Origin of the sequence: Aeromonas allosaccharophila (assembly GCF_016026615.1) — a bacterium.
Taxonomy (GTDB): domain Bacteria; phylum Pseudomonadota; class Gammaproteobacteria; order Enterobacterales; family Aeromonadaceae; genus Aeromonas; species Aeromonas allosaccharophila.
The window spans coordinates 508,700-524,448 of record NZ_CP065745.1 but is presented as its reverse complement, the minus strand read 5'-3'; the positions used below and the strand labels follow the sequence as shown (position 1 = coordinate 524,448).

Annotated in this window: 11 protein-coding genes and 1 riboswitch; of the genes, 3 read left to right on the top strand and 8 right to left on the bottom strand. The window is 58.6% G+C overall.

Features of this window, described 5'->3' with window-relative positions; all coding sequences use genetic code 11:
• Positions 1-89: 89 nt before the first annotated feature.
• The 4 genes from I6G90_RS02360 to I6G90_RS02345 all read right to left on the bottom strand — a co-directional run bounded on the left by I6G90_RS02360 (position 90) and on the right by I6G90_RS02345 (position 5,233).
• Positions 90-1,433 (bottom strand): sigma-54-dependent transcriptional regulator, encoded by a 1,344-nt coding sequence (locus I6G90_RS02360; protein WP_197929575.1) that lies wholly within the window; start codon positions 1,431-1,433, stop codon positions 90-92.
• 91 nt (positions 1,434-1,524) lie between these two features.
• Positions 1,525-2,559: a sensor histidine kinase gene (locus I6G90_RS02355; RefSeq protein WP_005334126.1), complete on the bottom strand. Its 1,035-nt coding sequence runs from the start codon at positions 2,557-2,559 to the stop codon at positions 1,525-1,527.
• A gap of 106 nt (positions 2,560-2,665) precedes the next feature.
• Positions 2,666-4,087 (bottom strand): sigma-54 dependent transcriptional regulator, encoded by a 1,422-nt coding sequence (locus I6G90_RS02350; RefSeq protein WP_042057396.1) that lies wholly within the window; start codon positions 4,085-4,087, stop codon positions 2,666-2,668.
• Between the two features lie 267 nt (positions 4,088-4,354).
• Positions 4,355-5,233, bottom strand: coding sequence for a DUF2726 domain-containing protein (locus tag I6G90_RS02345; RefSeq protein ID WP_197929574.1), 879 nt, complete (start codon positions 5,231-5,233; stop codon positions 4,355-4,357).
• Positions 5,234-5,430: 197 nt separating this feature from the next.
• On the opposite strand from I6G90_RS02345, the gene I6G90_RS02340 reads away from it, so the two are divergent.
• The 3 genes from I6G90_RS02340 to ppx all read left to right on the top strand — a co-directional run bounded on the left by I6G90_RS02340 (position 5,431) and on the right by ppx (position 9,570).
• The gene (locus I6G90_RS02340) at positions 5,431-5,946 is read left to right on the top strand and encodes a glycine cleavage system protein R (RefSeq protein WP_033138700.1); all 516 of its coding nucleotides are present in this window, start codon (positions 5,431-5,433) and stop codon (positions 5,944-5,946) included.
• Positions 5,947-6,020: 74 nt separating this feature from the next.
• Positions 6,021-8,090: a polyphosphate kinase 1 gene (gene ppk1, locus I6G90_RS02335; RefSeq protein WP_197929572.1), complete on the top strand. Its 2,070-nt coding sequence runs from the start codon at positions 6,021-6,023 to the stop codon at positions 8,088-8,090.
• Positions 8,080-9,570, top strand: coding sequence for an exopolyphosphatase (ppx, locus tag I6G90_RS02330; protein WP_042057403.1), 1,491 nt, complete (start codon positions 8,080-8,082; stop codon positions 9,568-9,570). Before ppk1 ends, ppx begins: the two co-directional genes overlap by 11 nt.
• Before the next feature lie 60 nt (positions 9,571-9,630).
• On the opposite strand, the gene mgtE is transcribed toward ppx, so the two are convergent.
• The 4 genes from mgtE to flgJ form a co-directional block, all read right to left on the bottom strand.
• Positions 9,631-10,974 carry a magnesium transporter gene (mgtE, locus tag I6G90_RS02325; protein WP_058053728.1) on the bottom strand — a complete coding sequence of 448 codons (1,344 nt, stop codon included), beginning with the start codon at positions 10,972-10,974 and terminating at the stop codon, positions 9,631-9,633.
• A 122-nt stretch (positions 10,975-11,096) separates the two neighbouring features.
• A riboswitch (M-box (ykoK) riboswitch) is annotated at positions 11,097-11,266 on the bottom strand.
• Positions 11,267-11,445: 179 nt separating this feature from the next.
• Complete coding sequence (gene flgL / locus I6G90_RS02320) at positions 11,446-12,654, bottom strand: flagellar hook-associated protein FlgL (protein ID WP_197929571.1); 1,209 nt, start codon at positions 12,652-12,654, stop codon at positions 11,446-11,448.
• Positions 12,655-12,658: 4 nt separating this feature from the next.
• A complete protein-coding gene (locus I6G90_RS02315; RefSeq protein WP_197929570.1) occupies positions 12,659-14,662 on the bottom strand; it encodes a FlgK family flagellar hook-associated protein in 2,004 nt (667 codons plus the stop codon).
• A 3-nt stretch (positions 14,663-14,665) separates the two neighbouring features.
• Entirely contained in the window at positions 14,666-15,739 is a 1,074-nt protein-coding gene (flgJ, locus tag I6G90_RS02310; protein WP_197929569.1) for a flagellar assembly peptidoglycan hydrolase FlgJ, read from the bottom strand.
• Between the last annotated feature and the right edge of the window lie 10 nt (positions 15,740-15,749).

Here is a 15,749-nt window from a genome sequence, read left to right as displayed (position 1 = left end):
CAGGCTCAAAGCGCCAAGGGCCCCATGATAATCGAGCCGGGCCGTCAAGACCATGACAGCCCCCACACAGTGCGGTTTCCCTGCCGACCTCAGGCTGGCAGGTCGATCCCCGCCTCCCGCATCTGGGCCAGCTTGTAGCGCAGAGTGCGCGGGCTGATGCCGAGCCGGTCGGCGACCGCCTTGCGGCTGCCGTTACAATCTTGCAGGGTGTCGAGAATGATCTGGTGCTCCTGCTGCTTCAGCTCACTGCCGAGGCGGTCGCCGCCATAGCTGCGATCCACGCTGACAAACTCCATCTCCTGCTCGTCCAGCTCCTCCAGAATGAGGTGATCACAGTCAATGACCCCGTCCGGGCTGAGGATCAGGGCGCGCTGCACCACGTTGTCCAGCTCCCGCACGTTGCCGGGCCAGGGATGGGCCAGCAGCCGCTCCCGCGAGGCGTCCGTCAACTGCGGTGTCGGCAGCCCCTGCTGACTGGCATGGAGCGCCAGCAGGTGTTCCGCCAGCGGCAGAATGTCGCCGGGCCGCTCGCACAGGGCAGACCAGCGCAGCGGGAAGACATTGAGGCGGTAGTAGAGATCTTCGCGAAACAGGCCATCCTGCACCGCTTTTTTCAAATCCCGGTTGCTGGTGGCGATGACCCGCACATCCAGCGGGATCATCTTGCGACTGCCGAGTCGCTCCACCTCTTTCTCCTGCAACACCCGCAGCAATTTGGCTTGCAGCCCCTGATCCATCTCGGTGATCTCATCGAGCAGCAGAGTGCCCCCCTGCGCCTGCTCGAACTTGCCGGGGCACCCTTGCACCGCACCGGTAAAAGCACCCTTCTCGTAGCCAAACAGGGTCGCCTCCAGCATGTTTTCCGGAATGGCGGCGCAGTTGATGGCAACGAAAGGCTGCTCGGCGCGATTGGAGTTGTCGTGAATATAACGGGCCAGCACCTCTTTACCCGTTCCGCTCGGGCCGGTCACCATCACGGTCGCTTCGCTTCTGGCCACCCGGGTCGCCAGCTGGAACAGCTCGGCGGTTTTGGGATCCCCGTAGACCACGGCGCGCTTCTCCACCTTCTGGGCGGGCACGTAGCGGCTGACCTGATTGAGCAGCACCTCCGGCGAGAACGGCTTGGCCAGATAGTCGATGGCCCCTTCGCGCATGGCGCGCACCGCGCCATCGATGTTGGCGTAGGCGGTCATCAGCAGCACAGGTATCTGCGGATATTGCTGGCGGATGGTGGCCAGCAGGGTGAGACCGTCCATCCCCCCCATCTGGATATCGGAGATCACCATGTCAAACGGCTGACGGGAGAGCGCCAGCAGAGCCCGCTCGCCGCTGTCCGCTTCACGGCACTCATAACCGCCGAGCAAAAGGGTATCCACCAGCGCTTCGCGCAGGCCATTGTCATCTTCAACTACCAGGATCCTGGCCTGTGTCATGCTACACCTCCCACAGCCAACAGCTCTAGCTCATCGACATTAACCGCCAACGGCCAGCTGGCCCCGGCTAACAACCTGGATCCGATATGGGTCATGCTACACCTCCAAGCTGCACCGGTTGCTGATGCAGGGGGAACGACAGAGTAAAGCAGGTGCCTTCACCGGGAACCGAGGCCACACCGACCTCCCCCTGATGGGCACGCACTACAGATTGCACCACCGCTAGCCCCAGGCCAGTGCCCTGAGAGCGAGTGGTAAAGAAGGGTTCGAATACCTGACCAAGCTGATGGGAAGGGATCCCCTTGCCGTTGTCGATGACTCGCATCTCCACCCGGGCGCCGCTGCGCACCGCGCTGACCAGCAGCGAGGTGGCCCCAGCCTGCTGGGCATTGGCAATCAGGTTGTTGATGGCCCCCGCGAGCGCACTGCTGTTGGCCAGCAGACAGAGATCGGGCTCCGGCGCCTCCATGTGCAACTCGCAGCCCTGCTGCTGGCAGAAGGCCTCGGCACCGGCCTGCACTTCAGCCAACAACCCTTGTACCGAGATGGGGGTGACCACCTGATTGTCGCCATTACGGGCGAACAGCAGGATGTCGTTGATCTGCTTCTCCAGATCCTGCAAACGGGCCATCAGCTTTTGCTGAAACTGGGTGCGGGATTCCGGCTTGAGGGTGCGGTTGGCCAAATTGGCGGCATAGAGCATGGCGGCGGAGAGCGGAGTGCGGATCTGGTGGGCGAGCGAGGCCGCCATATTGCCCAGCGCCGACAGCCGCTTCATATGGTTGATGCGGTCTTGCAGTTTACGGGTTTCGGTCAGGTCGTTGATAAAGACCAGCTGGCCGGGCTGATCCGGCAGCGGCTGGGTCGAGAGCTGCACCCGGCGCCCGTCGCGCAGGGAGATCTCGTGGCCATCATCCTCGCGCGGCTCGAAGCAGCGGGCAATGATGTGGCGCCAGAGCTCCCCTTCCAGCGGCTCCCCCAGCAGGGAGATGGCCGCCGGATTCGCGCGGGTGACCACCCCTGCCCCATCAAGCAGCAACACCCCGGTGGGGAGCGCCTTAAAGATGGCATAGAGCTGGCTCACTTCGTGGGACTGGAGTGGCATGTCCTGCTGCTGGATTGTCATAAACCTGACCTCAAACTGGCTATTGGGTCAGGTTATTCAATTTCCATGCCACTAAATTATGTGAATTAAAACAATGAATTGTGCATAGGCGTCAAGGCTTTGACCCTTAGACGTCCTTGCTCATCCCGTACTTTTTCATCTTCTCCACCAAAGTGGTACGGCGCATGCCGAGCAGATCGGCGGCGCGGGCCACCACCCCGTCCTGAGACTCCAGCGCCTGACGGATCAGCTCCACTTCGAGGTCGGCCAGCATCTCTTTAAGGTTGACCCCCTCCTCCGGCAACTGCATGGTGCGGGCCGAGGCGAGGGAGTGATCCAGCTCGGGCGGCTCCTGGAACACCGCAGCCAGCGCATCGCGCTCATCCATCTCGGTCAACCGCTCATCCCGCGGCTCGCTCGGCAACAGGCGATAACGGCTCGGCAGGTCAGCCACATCGACGATCTGGTGCGGGTAGAGGATCAACAGCCGCTCCAGCAGGTTGGAGAGCTCGCGCACGTTGCCAGGCCAGGGGTACTGCATCAGCGACTCAAGCGCCCGCTGGGTCAACCGGATAAAGCCGTGGTGCTGCTCGGCATGGCGGTTGAGCAGCTCCTGCAGCAGCAACGGAATGTCGTCGATGCGATCTCGCAGCGGCGGCGTCTCAATCGGGAAGACGTTGAGGCGGTAGTAGAGATCTTCACGGAAACCCTGAGTGCGGATCATCGCCTCCAGATCCCGGTGGGTAGCCGCGATGATGCGCACATCGGCCTGAATGGGCTTGCCGCCACCGACCCGGTCGAACAACCGCTCCTGCAATACCCGCAGCAGTTTGACCTGCATCGGCATCGGCATATCGCCGATCTCGTCGAGGAACAGGGTGCCCCCCTGCGCCAGCTCGAAGCGACCGCGACGGGCCGCGATGGCGCCGGTAAACGCCCCCTTCTCGTGGCCAAACAGTTCGCTCTCCAGCAGCTCGGCGGGAATAGCGCCACAGTTGATGGGCACGAAGGGGCCACTGCTACGGGAAGAGAGTTCGTGGATAGCGCGAGCCACCACCTCTTTACCGGTACCCGACTCCCCGAGGATCAGTACGTTGGCATCGGTCTCGGCCACCTGGCTGATGAGCCGACGCACCTCCTGGATCCCCTTCCCCTTGCCCACCAGCAAGCGCAGCAGGGCCTGACCCTTGTCATGGGTCTGCTGACGGGGATGCAAGGAGACAAACGCCTGACAGAAGTGCAGATGACGGGTGAGGGATTCATAGGTAAAGGGCGAGAGCGCGACCCCGATAAAGTTGCTGTTGGGCAGATCGGCCTCAACCAGCGAGAGGAACGGCGTGCGGGGGAAGGCAGCCAGCAGCTCTGACAAGGGACGGTCGGTCAGTTCACCCACCAGCACCCCTTGCAGCGGGCCGGAGGATTCGATGGCCACATCCAGATCGCTTTGCGCCACCTCTTGCCACGGGATCCCCATAAACGAGAGCACGGTTCCCAACTGTTGGCGCCGCTGCGCATCGGCATCAACAATCAACACGCCCATCTCCACCATATCCATTCCTCGCGATGTCCTGATCTAACTTATTGTTTTATTGGGTCATAAAACGCGGTTGGGCGATGTCATGACCGGCACAAAGTGCCAAAATTCCGACACATTGTCAAAAATTGTCGTATTCAGGCTAAGTGTATCGACAGAAACGGGAGATTAGATAAATTTTGCCGAGGAATTTTCTGCATGCCGCGCCGCCCATAAACGCCGCCCATCGCACAAAGAAAACTGCCCTCGTCAGAGGGCAGCATGCGACACGGTGAGTAGCACTCAGTGGTGATTATGGTGGTGCGGCGCCGCGTAACGACACTCGGGAAAACGGCTGCAGGCCAGGAAGAGGCGACCGGCGTGGGGGCCTTTTTTCGCCTCCCGCTCCACTAGCGGCGCATCGCAGCGGGGGCAGTGGTGTATCTCGTGCTCTTCATCATCCTCCACGTCGGCAAACAGGCCATCGACCAGCTCACTCTCACTCTGTGGCATCTCCACCATCCCCCTGGAGTGGATGGCAGGCTCGTGGAACGACGCGGGCGAGATGGCCTCGGCATGGGCAGTACGGCCACGCATCCCGGCACCGACATCCACGCCATCCAGCAGCAGAGGATTGAACGTCGGCTCGCGGCGCGCCCCGTGCGGCAGATCCTCTACCAGCGGTTCGCTGGTTTTGACCAGCAGCGGCAGGATCTGTTCGCGCAGCTCTTCCACCAGATAGCTGGCACTTGCCGGGATCTGCAACAACGGCAGACCGGCGCTGTCGCAGGCGGTTTTCAGAAAGAGATCCCTCGCCTTGCGCTTCTGGTGACGGTGAGAGCTGTCATCAAGCTCGATGGCACAGATAAAGGAGAGATCCGCGGGGTGGCAAAGCAGATAGTCGAAATGCTTGGCACTGATCTTGTTGAAGTGCTGCTGCCATTTGCTTTTGCCGATCCCGGCCTGCGGCGTCAGCACATCGGCCACCCGCACCTTGGCAAAGACCCGGGCCTTGTCACCCACCGCCAGATCCAGCACCCCGAGGAACGATCGCTCGGCGGGGCTGAACAGGGTCTCCTGCACATCATAGGGCAGGCGCTTTTGCTGTCTGCCTCTGCTCCAGAAGATCGCCAACACAAGCAGCGCCAGCAACAGCAATCCCGATACGACAAGGGTATTCATGAGAGCACGATCCAGTTCACAACACGAAAGGGGAACCACTTTACCACAGCCGCCACGGAGCAAGGCAGCAGACAAGCGTATGGAAAGTGTAAAAGTCCCGTCTTTTTATCTATTTGCCCGCAGGCGGGGGTTCATATGACCAGCCACAGCAGGCACAATGGGGATCGAGCCAGAGTTCCAATTTCAAGGAGAGCAGGATGCAAAAGCAATTGGTGGTCACCGTGATCGGTGCAGACAAACCCGGGATCGTCGAGAGTCTGGCGGCCGTCATCAGCCGCGAGCAGGGCAACTGGCTGGGCAGTGCCATGAGCGAACTGGCGGGCCAGTTTGCCGGTATCCTTCATGTCTCAGTGCCCGATGAGCACTATCGCAGCCTGTGTGAAGCGCTGGCCCTGCTGCCGGGTCTGACCATCAGCTTTGCCGAAGGGACACCCACCGCCGAACCGGCTCATCAGGTGATGATGACGGTGACCGGCAACGACCGCCCCGGCATCGTACACGAAGTGGCCAGCATCCTGCGCCAACTCGAGATCAACGTGGCCGATCTCACCACCGGCTGTGAACCGGCCCCCCACTCCGGCGCCCCGCTCTTCTATGCTCACGCGCTGGTAGCCCTGCCCGACGGGCTCGCCATGGATGACCTGATCACCGCGCTGGAATCCCTCTCCGACGATCTGGTGGTCGACATCGACGAGGCGTTCAGCGAGCAGTAACCATCTTGTCATTTATTTGTCATATATTAACGCCATAACTGCCGCGCAGACGCGACCTGAAACAGAGGCACAACATGAGCACCGACAAGCTGTATGAAGAGAAAGAGCTGAGCTGGCTCTCATTCAATGAACGGGTGTTGCAAGAGGCAATGGACAAGACGGTGCCCCTCATCGAGCGGGTCCGTTTTCTGGGGATCTTCTCTTCCAACCAGGATGAGTTTTTCAAGGTGCGGGTGTCGGACGTCAAGCGCCGCATTCTGATCAACGAAGTACATGGCGGCGATGATGAAGCCAAGGTGCTGCTGCGCGCCATCCAGCAGAAAGTGATGGCGCTCGGTGAGGCGTTCGACAACACCTACAAGGAGTTGTTGATTGCGCTGGCCCGCCACAACATTTTCCTGGTCAACGAGAACCAGCTTTCCGAGGCGATCCAGAAGTGGCTGCGGGTCTTCTTCAAGGAGAAGGTGCTGCGCCACATCATCCCGATCCTGCTCAACAAGGAGGTCAATCCGGTCAAGTTCCTCAAGGATGAGTACACCTATCTGGCCGTCGAGATGAAGAAGAACGGTCAGGTGATCCAGTATGCCCTGGTGGAAGTGCCGACCGATGACCTGCCCCGCTTCTTCCAGCTGCCGCCGGAAGGAACCCGCCGCAAGAAGCAGATCATCATTCTGGATAACGTCATCCGCTTCTGTCTCGACGAGATCTTCAAAGGCTTCTTCGACTACGACGAGATTGCCGCCTATGCGGTTAAGCTGACCCGGGATGCCGAATACGGGCTCTCCGACCAGCTGGACTTGAGTCTGCTGGACAAGATGAGTGACGGCTTGAAGCAGCGTCTCACCGCCATGCCGGTGCGCTTCGTCTACGAGCGGGAGATGCCCGCCGCCATGATAAGCTTCCTCAAACTCAAGCTGCAGATCAGCAGCTACGACGCCATCATGCCGGGCGGGCGCTACCACAACTTCAAGGATTTCATCGGCTTCCCCAACGTGGGCCGTGACTATCTGGAAAACCCCAAGCTGCCGGCGCTGGATTGCCGCGATTTTGACGGCTTCGTCAACGCCTTCGACGCCATCACCAAGCAGGACATACTGCTCTACTACCCGTACCACAAGTTCCACCACTTCACCGAGCTGGTGCGCCAGGCTGCGTTCGATCCGGCGGTCAGCGCCATTCGCATCAACATCTATCGGGTGGCCAAGAAGTCGCGCATCATCCACTCCCTCATCGACGCCGCCAACAACGGCAAGAAGGTGACCGTGGTGGTGGAGCTGCGCGCCCGCTTCGACGAGGCGGCCAACATCGACTGGGCCAACATCCTGACCGATGCCGGCGTCAAGGTGGTGTTCGGGGTGCCGAGCCTCAAGATCCACTCCAAGCTCTGCCTCATCACCCGCCACGAGCAGGGTGAGGCGGTGCGCTACGCCCACATCGGCACCGGCAACTTCAACGAGAAGACCGCCAAGATCTACACCGACTTCTCGCTGCTGACCCGCAATCCGGATATCACCGCCGAAGTAGAGGGGGTGTTCGAATACATCGAATATCCGTATCGGCGCTACAAGTTCAACCACCTGCTGGTCTCCCCCATCAACAGCCGCCGTCAGCTCTATCGTCTCATCGATAACGAGCTCTCCAACGCCAAGGCGGGCCAGCCGAGCGGCATCATCCTCAAGATCAACAATCTGGTGGACAAGGATCTCATCAACCGCCTCTATGCCGCCGGTCAGGCGGGGGTGCCAATCCAGATGATCATCCGTGGCATGTGCGCCCTGCGTCCGGGCGTACCAGGCCTCAGTGACAACATCAAGGTGATCAGCATCATCGACCGCTTCCTTGAACATCCGCGGGTGATGGTGTTCCACAACAAGGGCAACCCCCAGCTCTATATCTCCAGCGCCGACTGGATGAGCCGCAATATCGACGGCCGGATCGAGGTGGGTACGCCCATTTATGATGAGCGGCTCAAGCAGCGCATCATGGATATTCTCGAGCTACAACTGAGTGATACCTGCAAGGCACGGGTGATCGATGCCGACCAGAAGAACGAATATGTGAAGCGGGGAAACCGCCGCAAGATCCGCTCTCAGGTCGCGATTTACGACTATCTCAAACGTATCGAGTCAAACAATGGACAATAGTCTCTATGCCGCCGTGGATCTCGGCTCCAACAGTTTTCACATGGTGATCGCCCACCTGAGCGAAGGACGTTTTCGCATCGTCGATCGCATCAAGGAGCGGGTGCGTCTGGCCGAAGGGATGGATGAGCAGAAACGAATGAGCCCGGAGGCGATGGAACGCGGCCTCGCCTGCCTGTCACTGTTTGCCGAGCGACTCACCAATATCAAGCCGGACCAGATCCGCATCGCCGGCACCTACACATTGCGCCGTGCCAGCAATGCCCGCGAATTCGTCAGTGAAGCGGCCAAGGTGCTCAACCACCCCATCGAGATCATCAGCGGGCAGGAGGAGGCGCGCCTCATCTATCAGGGGGTCGCCCATACCCAGCATATCGAGGGTCAGGTGCTGGTAGTGGATATCGGCGGCGGCAGCACAGAACTCATCATCGGCGAAGGGTTTGATCACAAGGCCCTCACCAGCCGCAAGATGGGGTGTGTCAGCTTTACCCAGAGCTTCTTTGCCAGCGGCAAGCTGAGCGAGAAAAACTTCAGCAATGCGGTGCTGGAGGCCCAGCACCAGCTCGCCCCCATCATCAACCAGTATCGCAAGCTGGGCTGGCAGAGCTGCCTTGGCAGCTCCGGTTCCATTCGTACCGTGCGCGATGTATTGCAGGGCGAGGGCTGGACCGATGGCAGCATCACCCTCGCGGGCTTGGAACATCTCAAGGCCGTCATGATTGAGCGCAAGCGGGTCGATAACCTCAAGCTGGCGGGGCTCACCGAAGAGCGCCTGGAGGTGTTTGCCGCCGCGGTCGCCATCCTGCTCGGACTGTTTACCTCGCTGCCCATCGAGCGACTGGACTACTCTGACGGTGCACTGCGCGAAGGGCTCCTTTACGAGTTCGAGGAGCGCTTGCAGCACCACGATATCCGCGAGCGTACCGCACAGGCGCTGGGCACCCACTACCGGATGGATCGCAAACAAGCCGCCCGGGTGGAGCAGAGCGTGTTGACCCTGTTCGATGCCTTGCAAGAGCCGTGGCAGATGGAAATAGAGCCCTATCGCGCCATCCTCGGCTGGGCGGCGCGGCTGCACGAAATTGGCCTTGCCATCAACTACAGCGGCATCCATCGCCACTCCGCCTATATCCTGCAACACACCGACTTGCCCGGCTTCAACCAGGACGATCAGGCCCTGCTGGCCGCGCTGGTGCGCTTTCAGCGCAAGGGGCTCAAGCTCTCCGAACTGCCGCCCCTGCCCAACCACGACCTGCAAACCGTGCTGCGCTGCATCCGCATTTTGCGCCTCGCTGTCGCTGCTCACCACAAGCGCCAGGACAACCTGCTGCCGGAGTGGAAAGTCGCAGTGCAAGGCGATCAGCTGGTCGTGACCCTGCCGATCGACTGGTGCGAGGATAACCGTCTCTTGATGCAGAATCTGGAGAAGGAACATCGTTATTGCCAGGAGCAGGGCTGGCCACTGTTGTTCCAGCTCGGCTAAACCGGAAAGATAAATGCAAAAGGCAGCCCACTGGCTGCCTTTTGCATATCAATCTGCCCGTTACTGCAACTCGGGCAACAACCACTTGGCCATCTCGAAGTAGATGATAAGGCCGGTACCATCCACCAGCGTCGCGATAAACGGTGCGGAAACTACAGCCGGGTCAATCCGGAAACGACGCAGCACCATGGGAATAATAGACGCGACTGTGGCACTCCAGAGCACGATGGCGATGATGGTAAAGGTCACCACCATACCGATCTGGGGGCCGACGCCGAGACTCCATGCCCGGATCCAGGCCGCAACCGCAATGGCCGCAGAGATAAGCAGACCGGTGGAGAGCTCCTTTTTCAGCACGGTGCCGAGATTGCGCAGACTCACCTCTCCGACCGCCATGGCACGAACTATGGTGGTGGTGATCTGGGTGCCACTGTTACCACCGGTACCGATCAGCAAGGGGATAAAGAACGCCAGCGCGATGGCGGCCTCCAGCTGCTCCTCAAAGGCCCGTAGCACGGTGCCGGTGTAGGCTTCCGCCACAAACAGGATCAGCAGCCAGCCCACCCGCTTGCGCCACAGTTGCCAGGGCGTCGCCTGCAGGTAAGGGGTATCGAGCGGCGATGAGCCACCCTGCATCTCGGCATCCTCGGTGGATTCGAGCTCCAAGATATCAGCCGCATCGTCGACATGGAAAATACCGACCAGTCGTCCCTGATCCTCGACCGGCAATACCGACAAGTCGCGGTCAATCAGCAGGCGCGCTGCCAGCTCCTGATCCGCCCGGGCGTTGATCCGCACTGTCTCCCGATCCATCAGGCTTGCCACGCTAGCCAGCGGGTCGGCGATCAGCAGGGTCTTGAGAGAGAGGCTCCCTTGCAGACGGCCATCCCCGTTGACCACATAGATGTGGCGAAACAGCTGGGCATTGTCCCAGGCATCGTGGATCAGCTGTTTGGCGTGACCGACCGTGTCCTCCTCCCGCACCGCCAGATATTCGTGGCGCATGTTGGCCCCCACCGATTCGGTGGGCCAATCCAGCAGAGAGTAGTACATGGCCTGAGCCTGGGTCGGGAAACGGGCCAGCAACATGGTGCGATCCTGACGGCTCAATTTGCGCAGGATGGCCACCATCTCGCGACGGGGAATGGCCTCCTGCAACACGCTGACAATGCTGCCATGCAGCCGCTGCAACAGGCGACCGGCACTCTCGGCAGAGAGTGAGCCAAGCAGCTCTGCACCTTGCGGGGCAGGTAGCGTATCAAAGACACAGTTGAGCTCTTCTGGCCGCAGGGTCAGCAGTTGATCGGCTCGCTGAACAGGATCCAGATTGGACTCCAGCCAGCCCTGCAGGGCAGCCAGATCGAGCAGTTGGTGACGGTTAAGAATGGTATGTGTTTTCTTCATCACAGATGTCCTCATGTGATTTCAGGCAAGCCTGAACGCCTCCGGAAATGGCCGGATGCAACGATAAGAAAACAGCAATTTGATTGACGAGTAATAGGCAGGAAATGACGCCGTTCGGCGTGTCATCATCCCCACGTACCAGCTTTAGCACTGTATAACGTATCCGGCATGCCGGAAGCCACTTGGGTTTACACCTTAATCCGATGAAAACTGTCCTGATCTTGGGCGTCTCTGGACGTCGTGAGATCAGTGGCCTGTGTTTATACAGGAGCCTCGCCTAACGAGATGCTGCAAATAATACGCACAACCCTCTGTTGTGCGGGCGGCATGATTATCCAATACCGCAGGGAGGTCAACCCCGCAGCAACCATTAAATGGGGGATGGCAACAGCTTGTTACAATTGGCAGGAAATAACGCGAAACCGGTTTGCAGTGCAGCGATAACAGAAGAGGCCCAAAAGGGCCTCTTCATTAGCGGATATAGTCAAATAGCGTCAGACGACTTATCTTGCTGAAAGAGAGTTGCGAGGCACTCAATGCCGCATCCTCTTTGGAGAGCGTCGAAATAACCTCATAGAGATCCGCTTCCGACACCTTGGCTCTCGCCTCTGAGTTGAGGGTGCTGAGCCCTTCATTGGAGCCCATAACCTGCTCCAGACTGTTCATCCGGCCACCCAGCTCACCCAATCCATGATCGATATTCAGGCGGGCATTTTTCATATGGACGGTGGCATCGGCTATTTTCTGCTCGAACGTCTCGGCAGAAATAGTGGGATCGCGCAGAGCCGTAATAAAATCCGACATACCGTTCAATATATTGTCATTTTTCGGTGGATTGAGGTCAAACTGCTGAGCCGCGCCACCGGCTGGCAGATCAAGGGTCAACTCCAGACCATTGAAAGGGATCTTGGTACCGGCAGTATAGTTACCCGTTTGCAGGGTATTGCCACCGCTATCCTTGATATCATAGGTATCCGGTGGACCGATAGTCGTTGATACGGTATAGGTGTTGCTGGGCAGTGCCGAGTTGTAATTGGATTTGAAAAAATTATCAAAATTACCCTGATCGCCGATCCCGACCTTGATATTCGCGGTGGTGGCACTGGCGGTTCTTCGGGTCGCCACAATTTCAAACAGATCCTGTCCAGAATCATTGGCAGCAATTTGTACTGTGGGTGATACCTGAATATTTCGCTGGCCAGGATCTCCCTGATAAATATATTTTCCGTTGGCGTCTTTGATATAAGGCTGGGTCTTGCTCTGATTGCCGCCAAAGATGAATTCACCCGAGGAGTTTTTGCTATTCATCAGGTCGAACATCTGCTGCTGCAACCCTTCCAATTCGCTGGCAATCGCCTTGCGATCATCGTCACTGACCGCGCCGTTATTGGATTTCTGGATCAGGGTCTGGGCACTGAGCATCGCTGTATTGAGAGAATCCAATACCGTCTCTTCATGTCCCAGGCTGTTTTCCAGCAAGCTGCCATTGACCCCATACTGCTTGAACAGGTCGATCTCCTTGGTCAGTGCCATCTTCTGGCTCATCCCCGCGGGGTCTTCGCCGGCAGTCTGAAATTTATTACCGGTTTGCAGCTGTTGATAGGCGGTATTCAACCGCTCATTGGCACTGTTGAGGGAATAGATATTCCGGTCGTAGATCATGTTGGTGGTGATGCGCATGACGTTACCTCACGGACGAGAGCAGTGTATCGAAAATGGTTTTGGCGGTACTGACGATTTGCGCCGAAGCGGCATAGGATTGCTGGAAGCGGATCAGATTGGCTGCCTCCTCCTCCAGATTGACCCCTGACACGCTTTCAAAGATACCGGTGCTCTGGATCAGCTTGGATTCATTGGCCTTGAGCAAGGTTTTTGCCTGACTGGTATTGTTGCCGACTTCCATCACCAACCCGGAATAGGCCTGATTAAAAGTCATCTTGTCATTGGTGGTACCACCATTGGTGCTCTTGCGCACCAGATCCTTGTTTTGCAGCTCGGCCAAGGCCAGACCATTGCTGTTATCGGCAAAGCCATTGCTGTTGTAACTGAGCTTGAAGCTATCGTTAGCCTTCACCGTTCCGGTGATACTGAACTCGTAGCCAGGGGCCTGTTTCGGGTTGGCATAGACTGCGGCTCCGGCGGGGAAAGGGTTGACGATCGCTGACATCAGGTCTTGTCCCTTGCTGCTCGCAGGTGCCGTACCTATCAGAGTAGTGCCATCGGCTTGAAAAACCTGATAGTTACCGTTGGTGTCAATCTTGACGACCTGGGGCGCCGTCGGGCTCAGACTATTGGTACCAAAACCTGACCCTGCTCCGGTATTGAATACCCCCCCTAGTTTGATATCTGCCCCGCCGCCATTATTGGTGGTCTTTTCCGCTTTGAGTGGAGAGGCCAACGCCAAATCTTCCGGTCGGGTGATCAGTTGCTCCAGCCCTGCGGCCGCGCTTTTGGTTGGTTGCAGCAACAATTTGTCACCCGCAGCCGGCGTACCGGTGAGGTCGATCGAGATCCCGTGTCCGGGCAGCTCAAAGGTCGCTGGCGGCATGGTCCCCGTGCTCACAGAGGTACGATTGCCAGACTTGTCCAACGAGAACACCTCATAACCGGTTGCGCTGCTAAAGCGCACTTCGTAATCAAATGGCGTGACTGACGTCCCCTTGCCCGGCACGAAACTGACATTTGCCCCGACCGTCCCGGTATTACTGCCGTATGGCAATCCCTTGCTGGTAGGCAGGGTGAAGATATCGCCGCCAATCTCGTTATCCAGATCCATACCGAGGCGGTTTTGCTGGTTCAAGGCATCTGCCATCGCGACAGCCAATTGCCCCAGCTCGCGCTTGGTTGGCTCGAGGTCGGTACGCGCCTTGAACAGCCCGCCCATGGCCCCACCAAATGTTTCGTTATCGATGGTTGCCTGATTATCCCCCAACGTCAGCTGCAACTCCTGATCCCGGGAGTCAGGATCCCCCGCAATCAGCTTGAACTGGGCGACGCCCCCATCAAGGATCAGCGAATGGCCAGTGCTCATATTGACCAGCATGCTGCCGTTGGGTTGGGCTACGGTGCGAATATCCATCTTCTCCGACAGCTGGCGGATCGCCTCATCCCGCTGATCAAACAGCATCAGGTTCTCTTCGGGTGAACCCTGGGTGCGGAGGATGGCCTGGTTGAGATCATTGATGCTGGTGAGCAGGCTGTTGACCTGCTTGGTTTCATCTTCGATACGGGTATTGAGGGTATCGCTCTGCTTGTCGAACTGGGCCGAGAGGGTATGGAAGCGGTTGACCATGCCACTCAGCTCCGTCATCGCCACCTTGCGGCCACCGATCTCGGCGGGCGATTCATTGGCAGAGTGGAATGATTTGAAATAGGAGGTAATGGCCGCTCCCACACTGTTGCTGGTATCCCCCAGCAAGCTGTCAACACCCGCAAGTTGTTCGTAATGGGTCATAGAAGCGTGATAGGCGGAGGTATCGCGGCGCACCTCACCCTGCATATAGTCATTGATCACCCGCTGGGTCTTGATGTCACCGGTACCAAGACCGATGGAATTGGTAAACACCAGCGTACGCTCACGCACATAGCCCTGGCTATTGACGTTCACTATGTTGTTACTGGTGGTCTGCAGCAGGCGTTGCTGCGCCAGCACGCCCGATGAACCAATCCCAAGCAGGTCGCTTGCCATATGTTACAGCTCCATCTCGTTGTATTGGGCAATGGCATCACTGCGCAATACCTGTTTCAGTTTTCTGGCGTAGTGCGGATCGGTGGCATAACCCGCCTGTTGCAGCGCCTCAAAATAGCGGTCCGGGCTATCCACCTTTGCCAGGGCCCCCTTGTAGCGAGAGCCGGAGGTGAGGAAGTCCACGTAGTCGTTGAAGCTCTCTTCAAACGACTCATAGGAGCGAAATGAAGCTTTCTGACGGGAGGCGACGCCTTGCTCATACTCCAGCGTGCTGACCACCGCCTTGGGCCCTTCCCAGCGCGGATCTGCCTTGATGCCAAACAGGTTATGGGTCACCTGCCCCTCGCCATCCTTGATCACCCGCTTGCCCCAACCGCTCTCCAGTGCCGCCTGAGCGACCAGTACCGCCGGGCTTAACCCCAGCTTGTCGGCCGCTTTCTTGGCCAGCGGCATCAGGCGATTGACGAACTCTTCCGGCGTATCGAACTCTTTGCCCCCACTACTGGCGGCACTGCCCTCTTCGCTGGCAATCCGCCCCATGGGCGGTATGCTGCGGTGTGGTCGATGGGGCATCGTGAGCCTGTAGCTCTCCTTGACACCCTCCGCCATCTCTTTCTCAGCAAAATCTTTGCCAACTTTTGATGCCGCGATCAAATCATCGGCAGCCGCCGTGGGTGGCTGATAGGGTTTGTAGGTCCGTTCGGTACGCTGCGGCATCTTGAGCACCCGCCCATCCTGATGGGTAAAGGTCTCGGGAGAGAGCTGCTTGACCACCATGTCAGCCAGTCCCAGCCCCCCCTTGCTCGACATGTCGGCAACCCGCTGCTCATCCAGCATCCCTTCATAGAACTGGGTATAGCTGCTGTTCATCGGGTTGTCCTGAGTCAACACCCCGTTGGCCTGACGCATGCTCTGAAACAGCATCTGGGTAAAGATTGACTCGAACTGGCGCGATGCACTCTTGAGCGCTTCGGCCTGCCCTTCTTTGCTTTGGCTCATCTGGCGCAGACGGTCCAGGTTCTTGATGTCCTGTACCATCCCGAGATTCATGCCGCTGTTGGTGTCAAACTCCGCCATTTTGCTTACC